This window comes from Verrucomicrobiota bacterium (assembly GCA_016200005.1).
Lineage (GTDB): Bacteria > Verrucomicrobiota > Verrucomicrobiia > Limisphaerales > PALSA-1396 > PALSA-1396.
The window spans coordinates 54,614-77,500 of the sequence record JACQFP010000038.1 but is presented as its reverse complement, the minus strand read 5'-3'; the positions used below and the strand labels follow the sequence as shown (position 1 = coordinate 77,500).

The 22,887-nt window shown below is 57.3% G+C and carries 22 protein-coding genes and 2 tRNA genes; 12 read left to right on the top strand and 12 right to left on the bottom strand.

Annotation, left to right across the window (positions count from 1 at the left end):
• Nucleotides 1-361 precede the first annotated feature (361 nt).
• Nucleotides 362-586, top strand: coding sequence for a hypothetical protein (locus tag HY298_14425; protein MBI3851451.1), 225 nt, complete (start codon nucleotides 362-364; stop codon nucleotides 584-586).
• An 82-nt stretch (nucleotides 587-668) separates the two neighbouring features.
• On the opposite strand, the gene HY298_14420 is transcribed toward HY298_14425, so the two are convergent.
• Together HY298_14420 and HY298_14415 are read right to left on the bottom strand one after the other, a co-directional pair.
• A complete protein-coding gene (locus HY298_14420; GenBank protein ID MBI3851450.1) occupies nucleotides 669-1,946 on the bottom strand; it encodes a DUF1080 domain-containing protein in 1,278 nt (425 codons plus the stop codon).
• A 230-nt stretch (nucleotides 1,947-2,176) separates the two neighbouring features.
• Nucleotides 2,177-2,253 (bottom strand) — tRNA-Pro (locus tag HY298_14415).
• A gap of 129 nt (nucleotides 2,254-2,382) precedes the next feature.
• On the opposite strand from HY298_14415, the gene HY298_14410 reads away from it, so the two are divergent.
• Complete coding sequence (locus HY298_14410; protein MBI3851449.1) at nucleotides 2,383-3,102, top strand: DUF554 domain-containing protein; 720 nt, start codon at nucleotides 2,383-2,385, stop codon at nucleotides 3,100-3,102.
• 68 nt (nucleotides 3,103-3,170) lie between these two features.
• Here the strand turns inward: HY298_14410 and HY298_14405 are convergent, their stop codons facing one another.
• The gene (locus tag HY298_14405; GenBank protein ID MBI3851448.1) at nucleotides 3,171-3,992 is read right to left on the bottom strand and encodes a sterol desaturase family protein; all 822 of its coding nucleotides are present in this window, start codon (nucleotides 3,990-3,992) and stop codon (nucleotides 3,171-3,173) included.
• A gap of 171 nt (nucleotides 3,993-4,163) precedes the next feature.
• Between HY298_14405 and HY298_14400 the strand changes: the two genes are divergently transcribed.
• The 4 genes from HY298_14400 (at nucleotide 4,164) to HY298_14385 (ending at nucleotide 7,230) form a co-directional block, all read left to right on the top strand.
• The gene (locus tag HY298_14400) at nucleotides 4,164-5,315 is read left to right on the top strand and encodes a Gfo/Idh/MocA family oxidoreductase (protein MBI3851447.1); all 1,152 of its coding nucleotides are present in this window, start codon (nucleotides 4,164-4,166) and stop codon (nucleotides 5,313-5,315) included.
• An 83-nt stretch (nucleotides 5,316-5,398) separates the two neighbouring features.
• The gene (locus HY298_14395) at nucleotides 5,399-5,953 is read left to right on the top strand and encodes a Uma2 family endonuclease (protein ID MBI3851446.1); all 555 of its coding nucleotides are present in this window, start codon (nucleotides 5,399-5,401) and stop codon (nucleotides 5,951-5,953) included.
• Between the two features lie 45 nt (nucleotides 5,954-5,998).
• Nucleotides 5,999-6,928: a sugar phosphate isomerase/epimerase gene (locus HY298_14390; GenBank protein MBI3851445.1), complete on the top strand. Its 930-nt coding sequence runs from the start codon at nucleotides 5,999-6,001 to the stop codon at nucleotides 6,926-6,928.
• A gap of 119 nt (nucleotides 6,929-7,047) precedes the next feature.
• Entirely contained in the window at nucleotides 7,048-7,230 is a 183-nt protein-coding gene (locus HY298_14385) for a hypothetical protein (protein ID MBI3851444.1), read from the top strand.
• 90 nt (nucleotides 7,231-7,320) lie between these two features.
• On the opposite strand, the gene HY298_14380 is transcribed toward HY298_14385, so the two are convergent.
• The 3 genes from HY298_14380 to HY298_14370 are packed head-to-tail and all read right to left on the bottom strand — an operon-like array spanning nucleotide 7,321 to nucleotide 10,053.
• Complete coding sequence (locus HY298_14380; protein ID MBI3851443.1) at nucleotides 7,321-7,839, bottom strand: hypothetical protein; 519 nt, start codon at nucleotides 7,837-7,839, stop codon at nucleotides 7,321-7,323.
• Between the two features lie 20 nt (nucleotides 7,840-7,859).
• Nucleotides 7,860-8,027 carry a hypothetical protein gene (locus HY298_14375; protein MBI3851442.1) on the bottom strand — a complete coding sequence of 56 codons (168 nt, stop codon included), beginning with the start codon at nucleotides 8,025-8,027 and terminating at the stop codon, nucleotides 7,860-7,862.
• 4 nt (nucleotides 8,028-8,031) lie between these two features.
• Nucleotides 8,032-10,053, bottom strand: coding sequence for an adenylate/guanylate cyclase domain-containing protein (locus tag HY298_14370; protein MBI3851441.1), 2,022 nt, complete (start codon nucleotides 10,051-10,053; stop codon nucleotides 8,032-8,034).
• Nucleotides 10,054-10,583: 530 nt separating this feature from the next.
• Between HY298_14370 and HY298_14365 the strand changes: the two genes are divergently transcribed.
• Both HY298_14365 and recF read left to right on the top strand, forming a co-directional pair.
• Nucleotides 10,584-12,845, top strand: coding sequence for a hypothetical protein (locus tag HY298_14365; protein MBI3851440.1), 2,262 nt, complete (start codon nucleotides 10,584-10,586; stop codon nucleotides 12,843-12,845).
• A gap of 432 nt (nucleotides 12,846-13,277) precedes the next feature.
• On the top strand, nucleotides 13,278-14,363 hold the full coding sequence (gene recF / locus HY298_14360) for a DNA replication/repair protein RecF (GenBank protein ID MBI3851439.1): 1,086 nt from the start codon (nucleotides 13,278-13,280) through the stop codon (nucleotides 14,361-14,363).
• 98 nt (nucleotides 14,364-14,461) lie between these two features.
• On the opposite strand, the gene HY298_14355 is transcribed toward recF, so the two are convergent.
• On the bottom strand, nucleotides 14,462-15,340 hold the full coding sequence (locus HY298_14355) for an alpha/beta hydrolase (protein ID MBI3851438.1): 879 nt from the start codon (nucleotides 15,338-15,340) through the stop codon (nucleotides 14,462-14,464).
• Between the two features lie 186 nt (nucleotides 15,341-15,526).
• Between HY298_14355 and trpS the strand changes: the two genes are divergently transcribed.
• The gene (gene trpS, locus HY298_14350) at nucleotides 15,527-16,492 is read left to right on the top strand and encodes a tryptophan--tRNA ligase (protein MBI3851437.1); all 966 of its coding nucleotides are present in this window, start codon (nucleotides 15,527-15,529) and stop codon (nucleotides 16,490-16,492) included.
• A gap of 143 nt (nucleotides 16,493-16,635) precedes the next feature.
• The gene (locus HY298_14345; protein ID MBI3851436.1) at nucleotides 16,636-17,382 is read left to right on the top strand and encodes a hypothetical protein; all 747 of its coding nucleotides are present in this window, start codon (nucleotides 16,636-16,638) and stop codon (nucleotides 17,380-17,382) included.
• Nucleotides 17,383-17,444: 62 nt separating this feature from the next.
• On the opposite strand, the gene HY298_14340 is transcribed toward HY298_14345, so the two are convergent.
• From HY298_14340 to HY298_14320, 5 genes are read right to left on the bottom strand one after another with little or no spacing between them, the layout of a single operon-like run.
• Nucleotides 17,445-17,756, bottom strand: coding sequence for a hypothetical protein (locus HY298_14340; protein MBI3851435.1), 312 nt, complete (start codon nucleotides 17,754-17,756; stop codon nucleotides 17,445-17,447).
• Nucleotides 17,753-18,499, bottom strand: coding sequence for a prolyl oligopeptidase family serine peptidase (locus HY298_14335; GenBank protein MBI3851434.1), 747 nt, complete (start codon nucleotides 18,497-18,499; stop codon nucleotides 17,753-17,755). Before HY298_14335 ends, HY298_14340 begins: the two co-directional genes overlap by 4 nt.
• A gap of 56 nt (nucleotides 18,500-18,555) precedes the next feature.
• On the bottom strand, nucleotides 18,556-19,617 hold the full coding sequence (gene pheA / locus HY298_14330) for a prephenate dehydratase (protein MBI3851433.1): 1,062 nt from the start codon (nucleotides 19,615-19,617) through the stop codon (nucleotides 18,556-18,558).
• Nucleotides 19,604-20,347: an SMC-Scp complex subunit ScpB gene (scpB, locus tag HY298_14325; GenBank protein MBI3851432.1), complete on the bottom strand. Its 744-nt coding sequence runs from the start codon at nucleotides 20,345-20,347 to the stop codon at nucleotides 19,604-19,606. Before scpB ends, pheA begins: the two co-directional genes overlap by 14 nt.
• Before the next feature lie 2 nt (nucleotides 20,348-20,349).
• The gene (locus HY298_14320) at nucleotides 20,350-21,135 is read right to left on the bottom strand and encodes a segregation/condensation protein A (GenBank protein MBI3851431.1); all 786 of its coding nucleotides are present in this window, start codon (nucleotides 21,133-21,135) and stop codon (nucleotides 20,350-20,352) included.
• Nucleotides 21,136-21,413: 278 nt separating this feature from the next.
• On the opposite strand from HY298_14320, the gene HY298_14315 reads away from it, so the two are divergent.
• Both HY298_14315 and HY298_14310 read left to right on the top strand, forming a co-directional pair.
• A tRNA-Asp gene (locus tag HY298_14315) sits at nucleotides 21,414-21,490 on the top strand.
• Nucleotides 21,491-21,527: 37 nt separating this feature from the next.
• Nucleotides 21,528-22,883: a hypothetical protein gene (locus HY298_14310; protein ID MBI3851430.1), complete on the top strand. Its 1,356-nt coding sequence runs from the start codon at nucleotides 21,528-21,530 to the stop codon at nucleotides 22,881-22,883.
• Nucleotides 22,884-22,887: the final 4 nt, after the last annotated feature.

The window sequence follows — 22,887 nt, the reverse complement described above, 5'->3', positions numbered from 1 at the left end:
CGCTCGCCTTCGCTCCGCCTCACCCCGGAGGGGTGGAGGCGGAGAGAAGAAAGACAATTTACAGAAAGACTTTTACACCGACTAAAAGTTTAGGGCTATGCACTTGATTCCCCTTCAGGCAAACGGAGGGACAACCTAAAGGTTGAACTCCAACGGAAACGGCCCACGCGCAGCGTTGGAGTTTACGCTTTAGCGTGTCCGATGGGCCAAGGGGAATTAAGTGCACAGCCCAATAAAAGTTTTTCTGGTGAGCCGTACTCGCGTCCGGGAGGTTTCTGTCTTTCGTGTTGAGGAATTCTTTGTTGACGAAAGCCTTGCATTGCGCGATCAACAACTTGTCTGCAATACCTGAGTTTCTGGCATGACCGTGGGTCAACTTGAGTTTTCGTTGCGGGTCGTCATCTGCGCCTGGTGCAAGCCGAAGGAGCGCGGGAGCGGTGCCGGCTCGTTGTCCCACGGCATCTGCCCGCGCCACTTGCAAAAGATGAAGCTGGAACTCAAAGGTCTCCTGCCCAAGCGCCGCCGTCGCGCTGCCACCCACTCCAGTGAATCAGCCCCGGGATTGGACCTGCTCTTACCGTTCTAGCCCCAGCGACGCGGGAGTTACTCAATGGAGTTCGAGGACCACGCTGAACCGATTGCCTGCCGAGTTCTTTGCCTTGCTACGATCAAAGTGACTTGATCCGGATGTCGCGGAAGGCGACCGGATCATTGTGGCCCGCGAAACCGAAATGGCCGCTCGTGCGGTCCTTGCCCGGATGCGCTGAGTTGGCCATGTATTCTTTCACGTTTGCCAGATCAGTGTTGAGGATTATGAACCCGTTCAACTCCACTTTGATCTTTGATCCCTGGACGGTGACTTCCTCGAAATTCCATTCGCCAATGGGCCGTTGGTAACCGCGCGCCGCCGCCACCATGCCGTAAGCCGAGCCGTGCGCCTGGCGCGGGTCGATCTTCTCGCCGGTGGCTCTCTCATAGTTGTCGTCGAGCACCTGCAACTCGCACATGCCGTCATAGGCGGGGTTGCCGTGACCGGGATAGCGGATGGCCAGACCGTTGTTGCCACCGGGCGGCAGTTTGAATTCAAGGCGCGCCATGAAGTCGCTATATTCGTCCTTCGTGAAAATCGTGCCGCCTTTCTTCGGCCGGCAAACAATCGCCCCGTCCTTCACTTCGTATTCGCTCACGGGGCCGTCCCAGCCGGCGAAGTCGCGACTGTTAAAGACGGAATGGAATGCCTCTTCGCCTTTCGCGCCGAGAATCTTGTTCGCTTCGTCCGCACCGATTTCGCGGATGAAGATGTTCCGCCAGCGAATTTCGCCACCATGCGTCTGGAGTTCGATCGGCCCTTTGACGGGAATGGGGGTCTTGCGGTCGTAATAATTTTCGAGATTGGCATGATCGACAACGAGCTTGTCGTTGAGCCACACGCTAACGCGCGAGCCGAGCATGAGGATGCGGAAATGGTTCCATTCGCCGAATGGTTTATCGGCGAGCACGAGCGGGTCTTTGCCGGGCGCGCCGGGACTGTTGTTCCAGAGGCCGCCGCTGCCTTTGTCCGCGCCGTTCTTGAATTCCTTGGGGTTGGTGTGGTCCCAAATCTGGACCTGGGGACAGCCGCGGAGGTAGATGCCTGAGTCGGCGAGCGGCACGGTCTTGTAATCGATCAGCAGTTCGAAGTCACCGTAGTCTTTCGCAGTAGTGGCGTATTTGCCGTGACCATCGTTGACCAATTCATCGCCTTCCGCGCGCCAGTGCGATTGCATGTCGGCCGTCCATTTGGCGTCCTGCTCGGCGCGTTGCTCGGCAGACAGCGCCAGGTATTTGCGATGATCAAACGTGTCACCACCGCGCCAACCGGTGAGGTCTTTGCCGTTGAATAATGCAGTGAAGCCAGGTGGCGGCGCGACTGCGCTGGCAGACACGACCAAGGCGGTGAGTGCCATCAAGCACAGCAGGGAGAGACTCCAAGAACTGTCGAGGCTCGCGGATTGTTTCCCGGAACCCACCCCGGAGCCCTCCAAGGAGGGGAACGGCGTGCGTGCCTCCCGTGATCTGCTCCCCTCGTGGGAGGGGTTGGGGGTGCGCCGGTTTATGAGGAGAGACGAAGAGATACCTTTCATGAATGGTTTAGATCGTGGTTTCGGCGTGGCAATAGATTTATTGAAATTCAAGATGGTCGGGGCGGTGAGAGTTGAACTCACGACCTCGTGGACCCGAACCACGCGCGCTACCAGGCTACGCTACGCCCCGAACCAGTCGGGAGAACTTGCCGACTGCCGGCGCCAATTGCAATGACGATTTTCAGAAAACTGAAGTGACCGCTCGGAGCATCGAAGTTTGGACTTTGAACTTTGGGCCGCCGCTGGTTGAGTCAAGGCCATGCTCGGAACGATCCTAAATGTGGCAGGGATATTGATCGGCGGCGTGGCCGGTTTGGTGATCACCCGGCAACATTCGCCGGCCACGCAGCTTGCCCTGAAGGTTTCGATGGGTGCGTTTGCCGTGTTCATTGGCTTGCGGCTGACCTGGTTTAGCTTGAACGGCGGCTTCCTTCCCATCCTCAAACAGCTCGTCATCGTTTTGCTGGCGTTGATTCTCGGGAAACTGGCTGGCCGGCTTCTGCATCTGCAAAAGGCGTCGAATCGCCTGGGACAGTACGCCCGACAACGTCTGGCCCAGACCAAGCCGGGCGATCCGCAGCGCTTCAGTGATGGCTTTAACACGTGCGCCCTGCTTTTTTGTGCCGGGCCGCTGGCGATCATTGGCGCGGTCCCGGACGGTTTGTCAGGTCAATGGCAGCCGCTCGCCATCAAAGCGCTGATGGATGGTCTGGCGACGATGGGGTTTGTTTCCATTTTCGGTTGGGGACCGATGTTATCGGCCCTGCCCGTTTTCGCTTACCAGGGAACGATCACACTCTGCGTGCAACAAATGGCACCGTTTCTAAAGACCCACCTGCTGCTTGATTCTGTCAACGCCGCCGGCGGGCTGCTGGTTTTTTGCGTCGCACTGGTCATCCTCGAATTGAAAAAAATCGAGCTGGCGGATTACCTGCCGAGCCTGGCGTTTGCGCCCTTGATTACCTGGCTGTGGACGTGAAACGTGATGCGTGAAACGTGAAACGTGAAACGTGAGGGTACGCTTCTTGGTGATTCACGCATCACGCTTTACGTTTCACGTTTCTCGTCCTTAACCATCGGCGTTTTGATCAACCCAGCCAGCGTTTGTTGTTCCAGTTGATCGAAACGGTCCAGACCAAACTGAATCGTTCGCGGGTCAGCCCGCAAGCGCAGCGTTCGGAACAGCCGATCCCAGATGGAGAACAAGGATGAATAATTGGAATCAGTTTCCAGCTGTAATCGCGAATGATGCACCTTGTGAATTGCCGGCGTTACGAAGAGCAGTCGCAGCAGCCAATCCACTTTTTTCGGCAAACCCACATTGGCATGATGCAATTGGACGATAACGAACATGGCGGTCTCGTAAATGACCAGTTCCTCCGGCCTCATCCCTAGCAATAAAATTACAGGCACGCGCAGCAGCGACGAAAAAAAGATTTCGCCAAAGTGGAACCGGTGGGCCGTCGTCACGTCCATTTTCGGGTCGGAGTGGTGCGTGCGATGAAATCGCCAGAAGAACGGCAGGCGATGGTTCATTCGATGCCACCAATACATCCACGCATCGAACAGGACGACGGCGAGGATCAGGCGCGTCCAGCCTGAGAGTTCAAGCCAGTTCAGCAAACCGAATCGATGTTCTTCCGCCCAAAGCGCGATCCCAGCCCAAAGTAGCACGACTGCGACCGCGCCCAACACCACGTTGGCGAGGCCGAGGACAAAATTCCGTGTGGCATGGCGTGCTCGCTCCCGGAGATTGCCTTGAAAAAGTGGCAGGAACGGGGTCGCCGTTTCCCAGAGCAGCAGCACCAAAAGAACGCACAACCCCGAGGTCGTTTTCAATAGCCGCAATTGATTGAGCAATTCGTCCACGCGGCGATTCTGGCATCGGAAACCTCAAATGTCGAATGCCACTCCGCGAATGCTACCGAGAATTTCAAGGCTCCTGGTCGGACGCGACCGTGTTCGCCCGTTGCTCCGTTGAATCCACAAGTCGCGCGAGAGAATTCTGGAATTTTGATTTTGATCCTCTAAACTCCCGCCATGAAGAATGTGCGTTTGGGCATCATCGGCATGGGCAACATCGGGAAATACCACGCCGATTATCTCTCCAACAAAAAGGTCAGCCGCTGCGAACTCGTGGCCGTGTGCGACGCCGTCGCGCCGCTCGACCGTTACAAGCCGCTGAAAACTTTTACCGATGGTGAGACGCTGATCAAATCCGGTGATGTGGACGCGGTGATCATCGCCACGCCGCATTTTCAACACACCACGCTGGGCATCGCTGCGCTCAATGCCGGGGTTCACGCGATGGTCGAGAAGCCGATCTCGTCGCACAAAGCCGATGCGGAGCGGCTCATCGCGATCAGCAGGAAAAATCCCAAGGTAGTGTTCGGTGGCATGTTTCAAATGCGTACGGAACCCCGTTACCAGAAGGTGCAAAAACTGATTCAAAGCGGCGACCTGGGCCAGATCGTGCGCGTGAACTGGATTAACACGGACTGGTATCGGACCGAGGCGTATTATGCGAGCGGTGGTTGGCGCGCGACGTGGAAGGGCGAAGGCGGCGGTGTGCTGCTCAACCAATGCCTGCACAACCTGGACACGATGCAATGGCTCGTCGGCATGCCCAAGCGCGTGCGCGGTTTTTGCCAGTTGGGTCGCTTCCATCAGATCGAAGTTGAGGACAGCGTCTCCGCGTACATGGAATGGGCCAACGGCGCGACGGGCGTGTTCGTCAGTTCCACAGGCGAAGCACCAGGCACGAACCGGTTTGAAATCGTCGGCACGCGCGGCACGCTGGTCATGGAGAGCAACAAGATCCTGTTCACGCGCAACGAGACGGACATGCTCGAATTCAGCCAGACTGCAAAGCAGGGTTTCGTGAAGCCGGACGTGTGGCACGTGGAGATTCCCTTCGAGAACGCCGTCGTACCGCACTCGATCATCATCCAGAATTTCACGAACGCGATTCTCGACGGCGAACCGCTCATTGTGCCGGGCGCGGAAGGCATTCACTCGGTCGAACTGGCCAACGTGATGGTGTATTCGTCATTGCTGAACGAGACGGTCGAGCTGCCGATGGACGGTGCGGGTTGGGAAGAGAAACTCAACCAGCTCATCGCCGAATCGAAGGTGCAGAAGAAAGTGGTGCAGGTGGAGGCGACCGATTTCGCGAGTTCGTTCCGGAGATAAATTTGAAACCGCAGGTAGGGATCTGGGAGAACGAGTTGGAACTTTTCACTGGCCTGGCACGTTCTTTCTGTTAGATTCCTGCCATGGCAGCCGTGCTGGAAAAACAAGGCAAACGTTGGACCTACGAGGAGTATTACCGTCTCGACGATGACCAGCGTTACGAAATCATAGACGGTAAACTTCTTATGGCTCCTGCACCCGATACGTGGCATCAGAGTTGGCTCAACGATCTCAATCTTCTTCTCACCCAGTTCGTAAAGCAGCATCACCTTGGCCGCATTTTTATCGCGCCAATTGATGTGGTCCTCGATCCCGAAAACAACGTCCAACCCGATCTGGTCTTTGTATCTACGGCCAACGCGGAAATGGTTCAGCGCCGCGCGATCTTCGGCACGCCCGATCTGTTGGTGGAACTGGTTTCGCCCTCCAGCGTGCGGCGCGACCGCTACGACAAGAAGGAACTCTACGCCCGGTTTGGAGTGAAGGAATATTGGATTGGCGATCCGGCCAACAAATCTCTCGAAATCCTCACGCTCACGGGAGGACGCTATGAACTGCGTTGCGCTGCCGAGGAGAAAGGCAAACTTACCTCGGCCATTTTGCCGGGACTGGAGTTTGATTTGACGGAAATTCAGTAGCGCCTGCCAACGGCTGGGCCAGCCCCGCGCGCAGTTTAAATCACTATGATTCTAACAGGCATCGGCGACGAGGCCGCGAACTGCATTGACGGCCAGATTCAAGCGACGAAAGCACTCGGCTGGAAATTCATCGAAATGCGCGGCGTGGAAGTGCCGGGCTTCAAGAAGGACAACCTCCACAACATTCCAGACGAGGCCTTCGCCATCGTCGAGAGCAAACTCAAGGACGCGGGCGTTGGCGTTTATTGTTTCGGTTCGACGATCATGAACTGGGCGAAGACTGTCGAGACGCCTTTTGATGTCACACGTGCGGAGGTCAAACGCGCCATTCCACGGATGCAACGGCTCGGCACGAAATACGTCCGTGTGATGAGTTTCAAGCCCGGCGACAATGATGACAAAACGCCCGCCGTCGTCTTCGACCGCGTGCGCGAGGTGACGAAGATGTTCCTCGATGCGGGACTTCAGCCGGTCCACGAGAATTGCATGAACTACGGCGGGATGAGTTGGCGGCACGCGCTGGAGTTGCTCGACAAAGTCCCCGGCCTCAAGTGGGTCTTCGACACTGCCAATCCCATTTTCAATCCCGACCGCAGCAAACCGAAGCCCTGGCCCAAGCAAGACCCGTGGGAATTCTGGACGCACGTTCGCGACCACACCGTTCACATCCACATCAAGGACGCCACCTGGAATCCGGCAAAGAACGACGCCGATTACAACTGGCCCGGCGAAGGTCAGGGGAGAGTACGCGACATCCTCAAGGACGCCTTCACGCGCGGCTACGACGCCGGCATCAGCATTGAGCCACACATGGTCGTCGTTTTCCACGACGCAACTTCCAAGACCAACGACGACGCCATGTTCGCCAACTACGTCGAGTACGGCCGGCGGTTGGAGGAGTTGATTCGCGATGTCAGAGTGCAGTTAAACCCTACCAAAGACAAGACGCAGCCGACAGTGGCTGCGAGCAAATAAGAAAGGAATCAAAATGCCATACCTCATCATTCGTCATCGAGTTGCCAATTACTCAAAGTGGAAACGCGCCGTCCAAGGCGTCAAAGCTTGGCGCAAAGCTTCAGGCGAAAAAAGTTTCTATGTCCCTCCGCAGCAGCAAGAATCCAAATGACCTGACCGTCTGCTACGCCTGGGATACGGCGGCCCGGATGCAAAAGTTCATGAAGTCGCCGGAACTGCGCAAGCGCATGAAAGCCGCCGGCGTCGTCAGCAAGCCGGAGATCCGCTTCTTCGGCAAGATGGACGATTTAAGCGTGAGTTGAAGCGGGCGTTCGCGGTTGATTTGCCGTTCGCGAGCACGTAGTCCGTTGCGCGGCGAAAGCTGGGGCCGGAGGCGTGCAGGCGGTTTCGCCTTACGGGAGGACGTCAAACACGTCCAGAATCTCCAATGTGGCGCGCACCAAACGCACGACTTTGCCTTGGATGGTCACCAGGACCGTGCCGGACGGTGGCGGTGGCAGACGCACGAGCACCTCGTCGGGCAGGGGATCGCATTGACGATACATCTCCGGCGACAGGATTTCGCCTTTGACCAGTTTATTCTGCCAACCCGGCGGCAGGCTTCCCCCGCGCGCAACTTTTTTGGCCAGACCTGGCGGCAGGGGTTTTCCTTTCTTCCCGGATTTGCCATCGTCTGAGTGTGCGGTGACGTACTCCCGGATCACCTGGCGTTCCTGCGTGGTGATGCTCACGTTCACCCAGGGTTCTTGGGCGGGACGCGTAACGATGGGCGGTGGCGCGGGACGGGTGGCCACGGGCGGTGGCGCAGGGTGGTCTGGAGTCCGACGACCAAAATGCTCACGATAATAGACGCAACCGCCGGCCAGATTCAGAAGGACGGTCAAGCTCAGAATCTTCAGGACGGTTTGCATAATTGGTTCTGGTTTGTATTCTACTTCAGCCACACCTTCTTCTTCTTCGCCGGCAAGGCCGCTGTGCCGCGGAGATGTTCCAACACCGCTCCACTGTAGCTTGGACGACGGCGTGACACACACGAGACGAATGTCCTACCCGCGTCCCCCGGTGACTGCTTGGAGACTAAATCCAGGCTCAATTTCATTGCACTATTTTTCTTTCAACTCCACTTCACCCTTCCATTGCGGCGGCGGGGGTGTTTCGCGGAAGTGATCGATTTGACGCAGGAAAAAAAGCGTCGGGCCGTCCTTGGGCGCAAAGTCCAGCACGCGACGGAACGTGGTTTCAGCCCGCGCAAAATTTCCGTTCCGAAAGAGTTTCAGCGCCTCCGCAAAAGCTTCTCGCATCGGGCGCGTGGCTTCGGCCTTTTCCGGCGGGCCAACGAGTTCGTAAACGTCCACGCTCTTTGCAAATCCCTTGAGTTGGAACCTGCCCAGTGCGCGGGTCACCAGACGACCGTCAATGCCCGCCTGCGTTTCGCCCGTGATGAGCACCTCCGTGCCGAGATATTTGTTCAGTCCTTCCATCCGCGAAGCGAGGTTGATGTTTTCGCCGAGGGCGGTGTAATCGACGCGCGCCGTGCTGCCGAAGTTGCCGACGTTCGCCACGCCGGTGTGGAGACCAATGCGCGTGATGAGCAACTGGCCGTTCATGTATTGAGGCGGTTGTTCGCGGAAACGGAGCGCGGCTTCACAAGCGCGCAGTTGATGATCTAACTGCGGGTCGGGCGCGTTCCAGAACGAGAAAATGGCGTCGCCGAGGTATTTGACGATGGTGCCGTCGGTATGATGGATGCACTTTGACACGGCAGTCTCAAAGTACTTGTTCATGTGAAGCGCCAGATCGTTGGAATCCATGCGCTCAGAGATGGAAGTGAAGTTCGCGATGTCGGTGAAGAGAACGGTGAGGGTTTGTTGTTTAGCACCTACTTTGAGCAGTTCGCGGTCAGTGGAAAACTTTTTCACCAACTTGGGCGAAAGGTAGAAGGAAAGGGTTTGCTCATAGAGTTTGTTTTGGACGTAAAGCCGGACGGAGTTGAAGACGACCGACCAAAGCAGAGCCACCGGAATCTGCGCGGCGACGATAATCATCCAGGGAAACCAAATGCGCTGTCGCGAAAACAAAAAATGCGCAATCAACGTGACGACGAGGATGGCCAGCAACGCAAAACTGCTGGCGGTCAGAGGCCGGAACAGCGACAGACCGTAACCAAACGCAATTCCGGCAAGGAGGATGACTGCCAGTTCAACTTTCGGTGAAGGGCGGTTGAGCCAGTTACCGTGCAGCAGATTTAGAAATGCCGTGGCCTGAATTTCCACTCCCGGCATGAAGGGATTTTTGGGACTCAGCGACGAGTAGGGAGTGGGATATTCATCTTTGCGATCGCCGGAGAATTTGGTGAGCAGCCGCGCGCCAACGAACACCACCTTGTTGCTGAAAAAACCCGACGGCAGGTCGCCAGGCAAAATCGCCCGGTAAAAACTCACATTGGGAATGGTCGCGGGCGGGCCATAGTAATTCATCCAACGCTCCTGGAAGCGGTTTTTCTCATCCTTGGCGACCTCAGCACCGATAAGTTTCGCCGCCGCCCAACTCAAGGTTGGAAGCAAGTCATCGCCCGACATCGGAACGTGCTTGCGAATCACCAGGTCGTCATCCGGGTTCGTTTCCGCCGAGCCAAGCTCGGCGGCGGCTTCGCTGAACGGCTGATGCGGCGGCACAATGGTCTTCATGGCCACACCATCGCGACCGTAGCCGGTGGCGACATAGTCGGCCGCGAGCACAACTTTGCCTTGGGCGCGGATGGCCTGGGTCAGTTGCTCATCGTTCTCCGGGTTGGTACCGGGGTTGCTAAACACGATGTCAAACACGACCGCGCGGGCGCCCTCGGCGGTGAGTCGATTGAGCAGTTGCGCGTGCCACGAGCGATCCCAAGGCTGGTTGAAGGGCTGGTTGAGTTCCTTGTGCGAATCATCGTCCATGTAAACCATGACGACTGCCTGGGGTTTGGCCACCGGGCGAATCGCGAAAGGCAAGTCGTAGCTCAGATGTTTTAACTTCTTGCCCAGGCTGGAATTGAAAACCAGCAGTCCAGCGCCCAGCCCCACGGCCAGCAGCACGCCAATACCGCCGCCCAGCCAATTTTGCTTCAATTTGCTTATCCGGCTCACGGTTTGAGTGGCAAACAATGTGGAGTGTTATTCGTGATTGATGATCGCACCATCGTTGGAAAATTTAGAAGTAAAATCTGAAACTCATCGGCTGGCCTTGATCGGGAGGCAATGCGCAACCGGGTTTCGGCGGGTGGAGGCCGGTCAATTCCAGGCGATCCAGGTTGATGTTCCGGGGCGGCGATTGGGCTTGGGCTTTCAGATCAAAACGCCTGGGTTGTGCGGTGATCGGGACTTTGATTCCTTCGGCGTGTTGCGTCCTTGGCCACCAGCCAGAGCAATCGAGAGTTGACAAATGCGTGCGAAGTGGTGGACGCTCACAACACGCCCGCAAAGCCCGTTGCTCCACGTAATTTCTTTTGCCGGGATGTTTGGCTTGCGAACAAACAATCAGTCGCGAAGAGTCAGGTCACTTATGACAACATCAAAATATGCTTCCCGTTGCTCCTCGGTTTTGTATCCGTTGGTCTGCGGTCAAGGTGGCGCGCTTCATAGGCTCACTTAACCAAACCATCATCTCCACACCCCGTATGAGAATCACCCTTGGCCTGAAAATAATTTCCCGGCTGGTCCTGACCACTGCCTTTGCGCTCCCTTTTGCTGTCAAAGCCCAATCCGACAATTTTGATGATGGCGACGACACGGCCAATCCAACCTGGACCCATCAAGACCCCATTGGTGATTCACTTGGCGTCCCGAACGGTTCCTGGACATTTCCCGGGACCAACACCTACCGCCTGCAAGCGTCCGCCAGTCCCGATCCGCTGGCGCTCGGTGCAGGCCGAATTGCGAGCACGCTGACAAATGTCTATTCTGATTTTTATGCAGCCGTGGATGTAGTTGACTGGGACGACACCCTCCACCAGGCCTTTGGCATATTGGCCCGGCTTGAAAACATTGGGCCAGGCACGACCACCGGTTACGCATTCACCTACCAGGCAAACGATCACCGCCTGTCCATTTCTGGAATTACCAACGAGGCAGCCACTGACCTGCCCGGAACTTCCATTCCCATCACGCTTGATAAGACCAACGCTTACCGGTTCGTCTTCGCGGGCACTGGGACAAACTTTCAGGGCCGGGTCTATCAATTGCCCGACACGGTCAACCCCCTGGTCCTTGTTCAAGGGGCGGACAGCGCTTACGCCAGCGGCATCGGAGGTTTGATCGTTTATGACAACAGCGTCGGCGGAAACGCCACAGCCGATGCCACCTTTGACAACTATCTCGCTGCGATGAGCGAACCCGGGTCGCCACCACCCGTCATCGTGTCGATCCATAACCTGGCGAACAACGGCTTGGCCGCCAACACCGTCGGCGTTCGTTTCGATCAGGCCGTCACGCTTCCGTCGGCGACCAACCACTCCAACTACCTGGTCAACGCCGGCACCGTAAACGTCGCGGACGTTCATCTGCGCCCCGATGGCCGTTCCGTGGAAGTGGTGACCACCGCGCCCGTCGGCGAGTTCTTCTCGGTCTGCACGGTGAATGTTCAAGGCGTGGCAGGTAATTCCGCGCCCACCATCGCCACCGGCTACACCAGCGAGTATTCGGGCCTCAGCATCGGCACACCCGGCGACCCGGTCGCGGCTGGGCAGGTCTATACCTCGTTCTGGGATACCTTCGACGTGACGGTCGGCGGATCGGGTTTTGGAATGGGACTGGATGACCACTTCCATTTCCTCCAGCAAGTGATGACGCGCGATTTTGACGTGCGCGTGCGCGTGACGAGCTTGGACATGGCCGACTTCGCTTCGCAGGCTGGTCTGATGGCGCGTGAAAGTCTCGATGCGAACAGTGCGTCGATCCAAACTTATTTCACGCCCACCGGCGGACTGAACCAGATTCAAGCGACGGTGCGTCCGGTGGCGGGCACTGATGCGATCGATTTTTTGACGAGCCCGCCGGTGCCTGCCGGCGCGGCCAGTTGGCTGCGACTCAGCCGCTCGAACAATGTATTCACCGCGTACTACGCCACGAACGGCACGGACTGGATCATCAGCGGCGTGACCACCCAAGGCTTCGCCACCAACTTGTATGTCGGCATGGCGGTCAGCGCGCATAGCGTTGTCACGAACACCACGGCGTCCTTCACCGACTTCTACCCGCAAGGTGGGCGACCGGGCGACGAGATTCATCCGGGGTTGTCGGCCTCGCTCAACGGGACCAACATTTCGTTCAAGTGGCCGCAGACGCCGCGCTCCTACGCCGTGGAAGTCGCCACCAGTTTGAGCGAATCGAACGATTGGGGGCTGTTGGTGGTGCCGGTTGGGTTCGATCTCTCCAACCGGGTGTTCCAAGTCAGTCTGCCCGTCGGTTTCCTGGGCCAGCAACTCTTTGTACGGAACACGCGGGTGGACAAACTGATCCCCGACATTCCCGCCATCATGACCACCGCCGGCATCATCCTTTCACCTGGGGCCGGCCTGCGGAGCAGCACCGCGCCCGGAACGCTTTGCGCGGTGGGCGTGAAGTCGGGCACCGCCTATATTCAAACCAATTTTTTCCTGGTCTTCACCAACCCCACCAGCGCCAGTTCGATTGATACGCTGCAAAGCAGCAGCAGCACCGGCAGCAGCTTGCTGGACACCGTTCTCAGAGTTATAAATGTGACCACCAACGTCACCTTGGGGCTGACTAATTGCAACGACAACCTGTCCGCCACGGAAGCCAGGTCGCAGGTGATCCCGCTGCCGCTCCCCTATACGAATTCCACAAGAATCGCCTTCGTCGTGGCGGCAAAAACCAATTCAGCTTTCAACACCGTGATCAAAGTCCAATTGCATCCCTAGCGGCGACATTTCAGGAGTCATGGGATGAAAAACGCGCCGTTGGTTGCGCTCCATGCGCCCGATGTTCTCGAGCGTTCACGTCCGCCCCAGCGTCTTTCGTTGCGTCAGCTAAATCGTCCCAAAAGTGCCGCGTGACATGTTTTAAGGAAGGCACACCCGCTTTGTCGGGCTCCAAATTGGCACCGTGCTTGTACAACAAATGGACCCTTTCCCCACTGCCTTTCTGGCCTGGAGAAACCATCGGCCCTTCCCAGGGAAGATTCTGGCGGTACGGCTCCACTCCGGCTTTCAATGCTTTGCTTGCGGTTGACCAGTCATTTTCGTACACAGCGCGCCTTGAGCGGTTGTAAGCGTGTCGCTCTCAAGAGAAAATTCGCGGCGACGAAAAATAATAATTTGGAAACTCGCGGCGGCGGCAGGCTAAATACCGCCGTGCAACTGACTCATCTACGCCTTCGCGACTTCCGCAATTACGCTCGGCTCGACGTGGATTTTGCGCCCGGCTTCCATCTGCTGCTCGGCGACAACGCGCAGGGCAAGACCAATATTCTCGAAGCCATTTATCTGCTGGCCACGCTTCGGTCGTTTCGCGGTGTTGGCAGCGCGCAGATGATTCGTCACGGACAAAAGGGTTACTTCGCCAGCGCCACGGTCGTCGGCCAGGGTCAGCACGAAATCAAAATGTATTGGTCGGCCAGCGAACGGAAACTGAGTCTCGATGGCCAGCCCGTGCGCAAACTGACCGATTATCTCGGGGTGTTGCGCGTCGTGGTGTTTTGCGCTGAGGATTCGCTGCTCGTCAAAGGCGCGGCGCGCAATCGGCGGCGCTTTCTCGACCTGTTGTTGTCGCAAACGCACGCGACGTATCTGCCACTGCTCCAGCGTTACGCCCGCTCGCTCCGTTCACGGAACGCCTTGCTCAAGCAGCGCGCCGTGGACGAAGCGGCGCTCGAAAGTTTCACGCGCGAACTGATTCAGCTTGGCGAGCAACTCATCCAATATCGGCGCGAACTGGTGCCGCGCCTTTCGCCGCTGGTCCGACTGGCGTACCGGCGCATCTCGAATGACGCGGAAGAGTTGCGGCTGGAGTATCAAGCGAGCGTGAAGAAGGATTTCGCCGTCGAACTGGCGCAGTTGCGGCAACGCGAAAGAACGTATCGCTCGACGTTGATCGGGCCGCATCGCGATGATTTACTGTTCCAACTCAACAGCCAACCCGCCGCACAGTTCGCCAGTGAGGGCCAGAAACGCACGCTGGCCATCGCCCTGAAGATGGCGCAAGCGGAATATCTCACTGGCATTCACGGCTCACCGCCGATCTTGTTGATCGACGACGTCATGGGTGAATTGGACGCGAAACGACGCAGTGGTTTTCTGCCGTTGCTGGAGCGCGCCCATCACGCTCGCGGCCAGGTCTTCATGACCTGCACCGAGGAAAACTGGCCGCGCGAACTGGGGCGTGACGTGCAGCGATGGGAAGTAAAAGGCGGCGCACTGCGGCAATTGCAACAAGCCTGACGTTTTGGGATGGATTCGTAAGCGGCGCTCGGAGGGCGCGTCCTGCTTTGCCTCCTTCTCAGAGTCAAGTTACGCCGGCGAAATCATCGAGCGGCAAATCACCCATCACCAATTGCCAACGCCAAAATTTCGCGAATGTGGTTGAGCGGCAGCGACAGGTGACCCTCGTCGGGAAGGAATCTGGCACGGCAACGAGGCAGCAGTTGCGCTTGATGACTTCCCAACGCGACCGGCACAAACACGTCTTGTTCGCCATGCCACAAAAGAATTTCTCGCGTGATGTCGGCCAGTTGGAATCCCCACGGTTGGGCGTAAAGCCGCCCGTCATGAAACGGACCGCGCGTCCCTTGCCGGAACGCCTCCATGGTGCTCGCAAACAGCATGTGCCGGAATTCACCATAACGCAGCGCGGCCCGGTCGGGCTCCGGCAACTCGGTGAGCAGACGCGGGGAGAGGTAGAGTTGCGGGTTGTGACGGACCACCCAAATTGCGCAGCCGAGCAGCCAACGGGCGAGCCACGGCGCTCTCCGGCCCAACGAGAGCAAGAAGCGATTGTGTCGCATCATTCCGCGGGTGGCCTCTGGCGCATCCAACGGCCCCAGGCCGCATACGATCGTCGCCGTGTTCAACCGATTCGGGATTCTTGCCGCGCAGACCAACGCGTACGGCCCGCCGCCGGAGACGCCAATCACCCCAAAACGATCAAGCTTCAACGAGTCGGCCAGTTGGACGACATCTTCAGGCCAGTCGAAAATTCTGCGGTGGGGTTGAAATTCGGAGAGGCCGTATCCGGGGCGATCGACGGCGATGATTCTTACGCCCAACTCAGACGCGATGGGTCCCATCGCGTGCGCCTCGAGGCGCGATCCCGGCCAGCCGTGAAAATAATAAACTGGCCGGCCCTGAGCGTCCCCGTACTCCGCAAAGCCCAACTGCCGCCCGTCAGTCAAAGTGATTTGCCGTTCGTTCACCTTCACTGTGAAAACTGCGCACCGGGTCAATCCCGGCTCCGCTGAACTGTTGTTAGCGTTTCGCCGTACGATTGACAATGGCCTTCGCTCCCGCAATTCAGGCGATGGCTGAGTTTAATCCGTGTCCATGCGTGAAGCTCGGGTCTCTTTTCCTGCTTTCCTGCCTTCCTGATTCATTGTTACGTTGTGCCTATGCGAATTTTATCGGGCATCCAGCCCTCCGGCGCGCTGCACCTCGGAAATTATTTTGGGATGATGAAGCCGGCCATTGAGTTGCAGGATAAAGGCGAGGCGTTTTATTTCATCGCCGACTATCATTCGATGACCTCGTTGTTCGACCCCAAGGAACGGCGCAAGCACACACTCGACGTGGCGTTGGATTTTCTGGCGTGCGGACTTGATCCGATGAAGTCGGTTTTCTTCCGCCAGTCCGACGTGCCGGAAGTAACGGAGTTGACGTGGATGCTCAGCACGGTCACGCCGATGGGCCTGCTCGAACGCGCGCACAGCTACAAGGACAAGACGGCCAAAGGCATTTCACCCAACCACGCTCTCTTTGCATATCCCGTTCTGATGGCGGCGGACATTTTGATCTATGACTCGAACGTCGTGCCCGTCGGTCAGGACCAAAAGCAGCATCTCGAAATGACGCGCGACATCGCCGCCAAATGGAATCAAACCTACGGCGAAACCTTCGTCATCCCTGAACCGGAGATTCGCAAGGACGTTGCGGAAGTGCCCGGCCTCGATGGTCAGAAAATGAGCAAAAGCTACGGCAACACCATTGAAATTTTCGGCGAGGAGAAACCAACCCGCAAAAAAATCATGAGCCTGGTGATGGACAGCCGTTCGCCGACAGAACCCAAACCGGATGCCGAAAAGAATCTCGCGATTCAATTATTGAAACTCGTCACACCGTCGGCGGTGGCGAAAGATTTTGAAGACCGGCTGCGCGCTGGCGGACTCGGCTACGGCGACTTGAAGAAGTCGCTGTTCGAGTATTATTGGAATTACTTTGTGGCCGCGCGCGCCAAACGCGCCGAGCTTGCGGCAAATCTGGATCACGTCAACCAAGTGCTGCGCGACGGCGCGACGACGGCGCGGTCGTTGGCGCAAAAGGTTTTGAAGCGGGCGAAAGTGGCGAGCGGGCTGGAATAAGCACTCTCTCGAAGCACACTCGTCTTTCGACGATCGCCGACGCCGTTGACAAAACACACAGCGAGCTCTGGAGGGGATTTTGCCACAGACTGAAGCGTTGACTTGGATTCGAGGGCAGCTAAACTCCAACCAGATCCAAACCGATGACTTCAACGGAAATATTCGATAAACCGGAGAACCGCGTCCTGCTGGTGGTGTGCGCGCGAAAGCAGATCCGTAACATTGGCATTGGCGGATTGATCTGGGGAATTCTGAACACACTCATTGGCGCGTTTGCGATAGAGGTCAATGCGATCAACATCGGTCTTCTGTTGCTCGGCCTGCTCATGCTCGGTGCCGGAATCCTGGCGCTGCGGAAACCGTCGCTAAACGCCATTTTGCTGGAGGCGTTCGTCAGCCTGTGCTTGTTCGTGTGGAACATCCTCATCACCTTCCTGGAGGTGCTCGATAAAGGTCCGGTGCGACCGCAGGGCATCATTTTCCCGGCCATCATTGCCGCGGTATTTTTTAACGAGTATAAAAAGCTGCGTCACTTGAAGGAGATGATCGCCAGTATGGCGGCGGAAGATCTGAAACGCGCGAAGACCATCTGCAAGGAACTGCAAAAAAAGAAGGTCAGAAAGGAGCCGAACATCGCCGAGAGCGCCGACAAGAAATTCCGGTTTGCTCTGACGGGCGACCGGGTGTTCTGCTTTCGACGCGATATGCTGCGCGCCTTTTATGTGAGCACCGCGGAGTTCCAATCCGTGCTCGGTGATTTTAATAAGAAGAAACTTCTGATGACTGTGGAGCATCCACTGGGAAAGTTGAAGCACTCCTTCAACAAAAAGAATTCCGACAAGATCAAAGGCTGGTTTGCTGCCGGGCCACGGATGGGGTTGCAAGCCTGACGCCCTTCTATCGGATCGATCACTGGGTGGGAGTGCGTGCGCGATGGACGCTTCGACGGTTGTTACTTTCGGATTTTTACCCAGGCGATTTTCAAAACGGACAGTCCCGATCCCCACGCCACACTGTTCAACACCGTCAGCAGCCAGTTGAGCCATAGTGGTGAACTTTCGCCCGGCCAAAGCGAGCGTAGAACCATGCGCGGGGCGTGCAAAACTTCATAGAGCCATTGCAACCCGCGGATTGGCGCATCCAGATTTGCTGCTTTGGGTGGCACATGGGCCAACAGGAAGATAACGCCGTCCACCGACACCATGGCAACGAAATGCAGCAACGAGAACAAAACGGCCAGCCTAAGGAACCGCTGATCCGTCATTTTGCGTTCGTCCGTTCATGCTTCAGAAACCAATCATATAGCTCCGGGTTGTTGTACGTCTCCGTCCACGAATCATGATTGGCTTCAGGATAGACCGTGAGCTTCACGTCCTGACAACCGGCCTTCTTCATCGCCTCGACCATCCGCTCTGATTCCGCCAACGGCACGACCGAATCCTTTCCGCCATGGAACGCCCAGACACCCAGCGAATGTAACGCCTGCTTTTTGGTGCGGCCCGACAACAGGACGGTGATGGTTTCGCCGCCGCCGCAAATCGGCGCGATGGCGCCGAACAATTCCGGATGCGCCGCGCCCAATGTCCACGTGCCGTAACCGCCCATGCTCAAACCGGTGAGATAGATCCGGCCTTTATCCACCGAGTACTTCGCCGTCACCTCCTCTAACAAGCCAAGCAACACTTCATTCGACCAGTGCTCGCCGTCCGGGCATTGCGGCGAGACGACGATGAATGGGAAGTCGGGTTTGTCCTTCACGATTTTGGGCGGGCCGTGAATCGCCACTTTCCAAATGTTCGTGCCGCGTTCGCCGGCACCGTGCAGAAACAAAATCATCGGCCAGCGCTTCGTCGCCTTGGCGTCGTAACCTTTGGGCAGAAAAAGAAGGTAATCGGCGCGGATGGTTTTGACGGCTCTCAGTTCAAACGATTTGACCGTTTGATTGGTTGGCGTATGGATTTCCTGACCGACGGCTTCAAAAGCAGCCAAGGTCAGCCCGCCGAACATCAACAGGAGTTGGATTGTTTTCTTCATTGCTGGTTTCCCAAGTTAAAACGGCACAATTATTCAGTGTCTGGATACGAGCCAAGGACTTTGACAAAGTTGCATTGCTCTTCGAGATGCGTGATGGCGTTGGCAACTTTGCGGACGTTGGTATGCCCTTCGAAATCGACGAAGAAGAAATATTCCCACGCTTTACGTTTGTTGGGACGCGATTCGATCTTCGTCAGGTTGATGCGATAACGCCGGAAGGCGGCCAGTGCCCGGTGCAACGCGCCCACCTTGTCAGTGATGCTGATCATGATGCTGGTGCGATCTTTGCCCGTGGGCGGACTGCACTGGCGGCCAAGCACCAGAAAGCGGGTGGCGTTTTCCGAGTTGTCCTGGATGTCCGATTCCAGAATGCGCAGGTCGTAGCGTTCGGCGGCCAGCACGCCGGCGATGGCGGCTGAATTTTTCTCCGCCCCGGCCTGTTCCGCGGAGCGCGCGTTGGAAGACGTCTCGATGATTTCGACGTGCGGTAAATTGTTCTGCACCCAGCCACGGCACTGTGCCAATGACTGTGGATGCGCGAAAAGTTTTTTGATCTGCGTCCGCCGGTATTGACTGATCAGGCAATGCTGAATCGGCAAAATGATTTGCGCGACGATCTTCAGGTCGCTGTCCACAAACATGTCGAGCGTGTGGGTCACGACGCCTTCGGTGGAATTCTCCACGGGCACGACGCCATAATCCGCGCGGTTCTTGCTCACCTCGGCAAACACATCGGCGATGGTTTTCTGAGCGGCATAGCGCAGGCTCGAACCGAAGCGTTGAATGGCGGCCTGGTGCGTGAACGTCGCGGCTGGGCCGAGGTAGGCAATGGTCATGGATTTTTCCAGCGCCAGCGCGCTGGACATGATTTCGCGATAAATGGCGCGGAGCGAATCATTGGTCATTGGCCCCTGGTTCAATTTGCAAATGCGATGGAACACAGCGCGTTCGCGATGCGGCGCGTAGATTTCTTCGCCGGCTTTGAGCTTGATGTTGCCGATCTCCAGGACGTGACGCGTGCGCTCGTTGAGGAGCTTGACGATCTGTGCGTCGAGCTTGTCAATGGCCTTGCGATGTTCAGGAATGTTCATTTGAATGCGGCGCGCGGAGTGCGGAGTCCGCCGTGGACACAGTTTCGCCGGCACCGACGCCCGAATTCTGGTCGCCGGCTTCTGACTTCTGCCCCACCAATTGTTCGGGCGGGACGGTGGCCAGACCTGGATCAGCGGTAAGCAAAGACTCCGGCTTCTTGACTTCGATGCGGCGCAGTTCATCGGCGGCAGGCAACTCTTCAAGACTGCGCAGGCCGAAGTACTCAAGAAACAATGACGTGGTGCCGTAGGTCGGTGGGCGACCGACAACATCCGCGCGGCCAACCTGCTCGACGAGGCCGCGCTCCGCCAACGTTTGCATGACGCCATCCACCGACACGCCGCGGACCTGCTCGATCTCCGCGCGCGTCAAGGGCTGGCGATAGGCAATGATAGCAAGCGTTTCCAACGCCGGTTGTGAGAGGCGCGGAGGGCGATTCTTAAGGCCGACCAACGCCTTGAGCCAAGGGGCGTACTCCGGTTGCGTCACGAATTGCCAGGCGCCGGCCACGCAAACCAGGCGATAGCTGCGATTGGCGGCTTCGTGATCGCGCGAGAGTTCTTCCAAGGCCGCAACGAGTTCGCTTTCCTTCACTTTCTTGTAGGCGGCGGTGGTGGCGTCGCCCTCGGATTGTTCAGCGGCGGCGGCCAGCAGGTCGCGCAGTTCTTTTGCGCTCATCGGCTTTTGCGCCGAGAACAGCAGGGATTCGAGAATGAATTTCAGTTCCATGTTCAGTTGGATTGCGAAGTGGAATCCGCGAAAGCGGACGGCGACGCCGATGCGGCAGCGTGACTGGCGGCCAGGCGGATTTCAATCTCGCCGAAGGCTTTCGATTGGACGGCGACGATCTGTTTCAAACGAATCAGTTCGAGCAGCGCCAAAAATGTGACGACGACTTCGGACCGGCTGACGGCGTCGGCGAACAATTCGGAGAATTTCAGGGATGACCGTTCCTGCAAGGCGCGCATGATCTGTTCAATCTTTTCACTGACGGTCCATTTGTCTTCAAAGATGTCGCGTTGATTCTCCCGTTGACCCAGGCGCTTGAGAACCGTGTTGACGGCGGTGAGGAGGTCAAACAGCGAGACATCCGGCCGGGGGACGGGAGTCTTGATGTCGAGTTCCAATTTGCCGGGCAGGCGCGGGAAAATGTTTTCCTGGCGGGCTTCAAGGGTCTGGAGTTGCGCGGCGGCGTCTTTGAATTTCTTGTATTCGACAAGCTGTCGGATCAATTCCCAACGCGGGTCTTCGCCTTCGTCTTCGCCCTCGACCTGCGCCTGTTGATCGAGCGGTAGCAATTCGCGGCTTTTGATGTACATGAGCGTGGAGGCCATGACGAGGAATTCGCCCGCGATTTCCAGGTCAAGCATCCGCATCACGTCGATGTATTCGATGAATTGAGTGGCGAGCTGGGTAAGGTTGACTTCGTAAATGTCCACCTCATCCTTTTTGATGAGGTAAAGGAGCAAATCGAGCGGACCTTCAAACACCTCGAATTTAACTTTATATTCCGCCATGGCAAAAAGACGGCTGGGAAGCCGCAAGTCGCTGAATCCTAGCGCGAACAGGCGGCAATGCAACGACAGAACACGGCCAAACGCCAAGAAAGGGCGCACACTAAACGAGTTGACAAAAGCCGCCGACTTCTTAATGTTTAATCAATTCGGGTAGCAGTACGTTTCTTCAGCGGGGTTCCCCACCCCCACCTCCTTGGCGTCTGCTGCCCGGATTATTTTTCCCCTGATTTCGACGTTGACGATCGGAGAGGGTTTTTCTAGTTTCGCGCCCCATGAGCGGGGGTGTAGCTCAATTGGTTAGAGCGCTGCCCTGTCACGGCAGAGGTTACGGGTTCGAGCCCCGCCACTCCCGCCATTCTTTCACACGGCAGATAAGGACAAACTGCTTCGCGATGAACAAATCGAAATTGAACTTCAGCCCTCCGCCCTTCCGCTCCGGCGACGAAAACCAACGGCCCCTGGTCAACCGCAACTTTCCCGCGCTCGTCCTGTTGTGGCTGCTGCTCGTTTTCGCAAACGCGTCCGCGCAGACCATCGGCAATCACCCGGCGGTTTACGATGAGCGCGGCCTGCTGCAACCTTGGACCTCATGGCGCGACGCCATCGACCGCGAGCTCAACTGGTACTTGAAGTGTCCCGTCGAGCAAGGTTATCCGCGCTTTGTGTACACGACTTTCATGGACGGCAACTACAAAGCGATCGAGCGGAAACCCTCGTTCATCCCGGCGACCCAGAATGGCATGGGCATAATTTCCTACCTGAAATATTACGCTTACAAAGACAAGAAAGACCCACGAGTACTGCAGATGGCTCGCAACATGGGCGACTATCTCGTCAAGGAAGCCATCACGCCCGACACCGGCAAATATCCGCGCTTCAGTCGCTCCACGGGTTGGCGGGATAAGTTTCCGCAACCGCCTGACTGCGGTTCCCAGGACGACAAACCTTACGAAATCCAGCCGGACAAAGGCGGCATTGCTGGCTACGCGCTGCTCTTGCTCTACGAGGAGACGAAGGACGAGAAGTATCTTCAACAAGCGTTGCAAAACGGGCGCGTGCTCGTCGCCAACATGCGCGAAGGCACGGCGACGAATTCGCCCTGGCCGTTCCGTGTGGATTACCGGACCGGTGAATCCCGGGGCGAGGTTGCCGGGAACATGTCTTTTATCCTGCGACTCTTCGACAAGCTCATTGAGCATGGTCACAAGGAATTTCAACCGCCGCGCGACAAGTTATGGGCGTGGATCAGAGACTTCCAGATTCCCAACCTGGCGAAGGACGGACTGCTCTGGGTGCAGTTCTTTGAAGATCACCATGAACTGGACAACCGCACCGCCTGGTCGCCCCTGAATCTGGCCCGCTACTTGATCGAGAAAAAAGACGCGCTCGATCTGGATTGGGAGCGAGACGTCCGGGCGTTGATCGAGTTCGTCAACCGGCGTTTCATAACCATTCGCAACGGTGTTGCGGTTTGCGGCGAGCAAACCCATGACGTGGATCCTTGGGGCGGCATCTTGTCCACCTACGGCGCCGTGCTGGCCATGTACTCCAAAGCGACTGGATCGAATGAATACAAAGCCGTCGCCCGGCAGGCGCTGAACTACTGCCTATATGCCGTGAACGACGACGGCTGTCCCGGCGAGCGGGCGGACAAGCGTGGTCGCGGCGGCTGGCAGGAAGACGCGCACACCGACAAGCTCCACAACTTCGTCGATGCCATGACCGCCTTCCCGGAATGGGGGAAGTGAGACA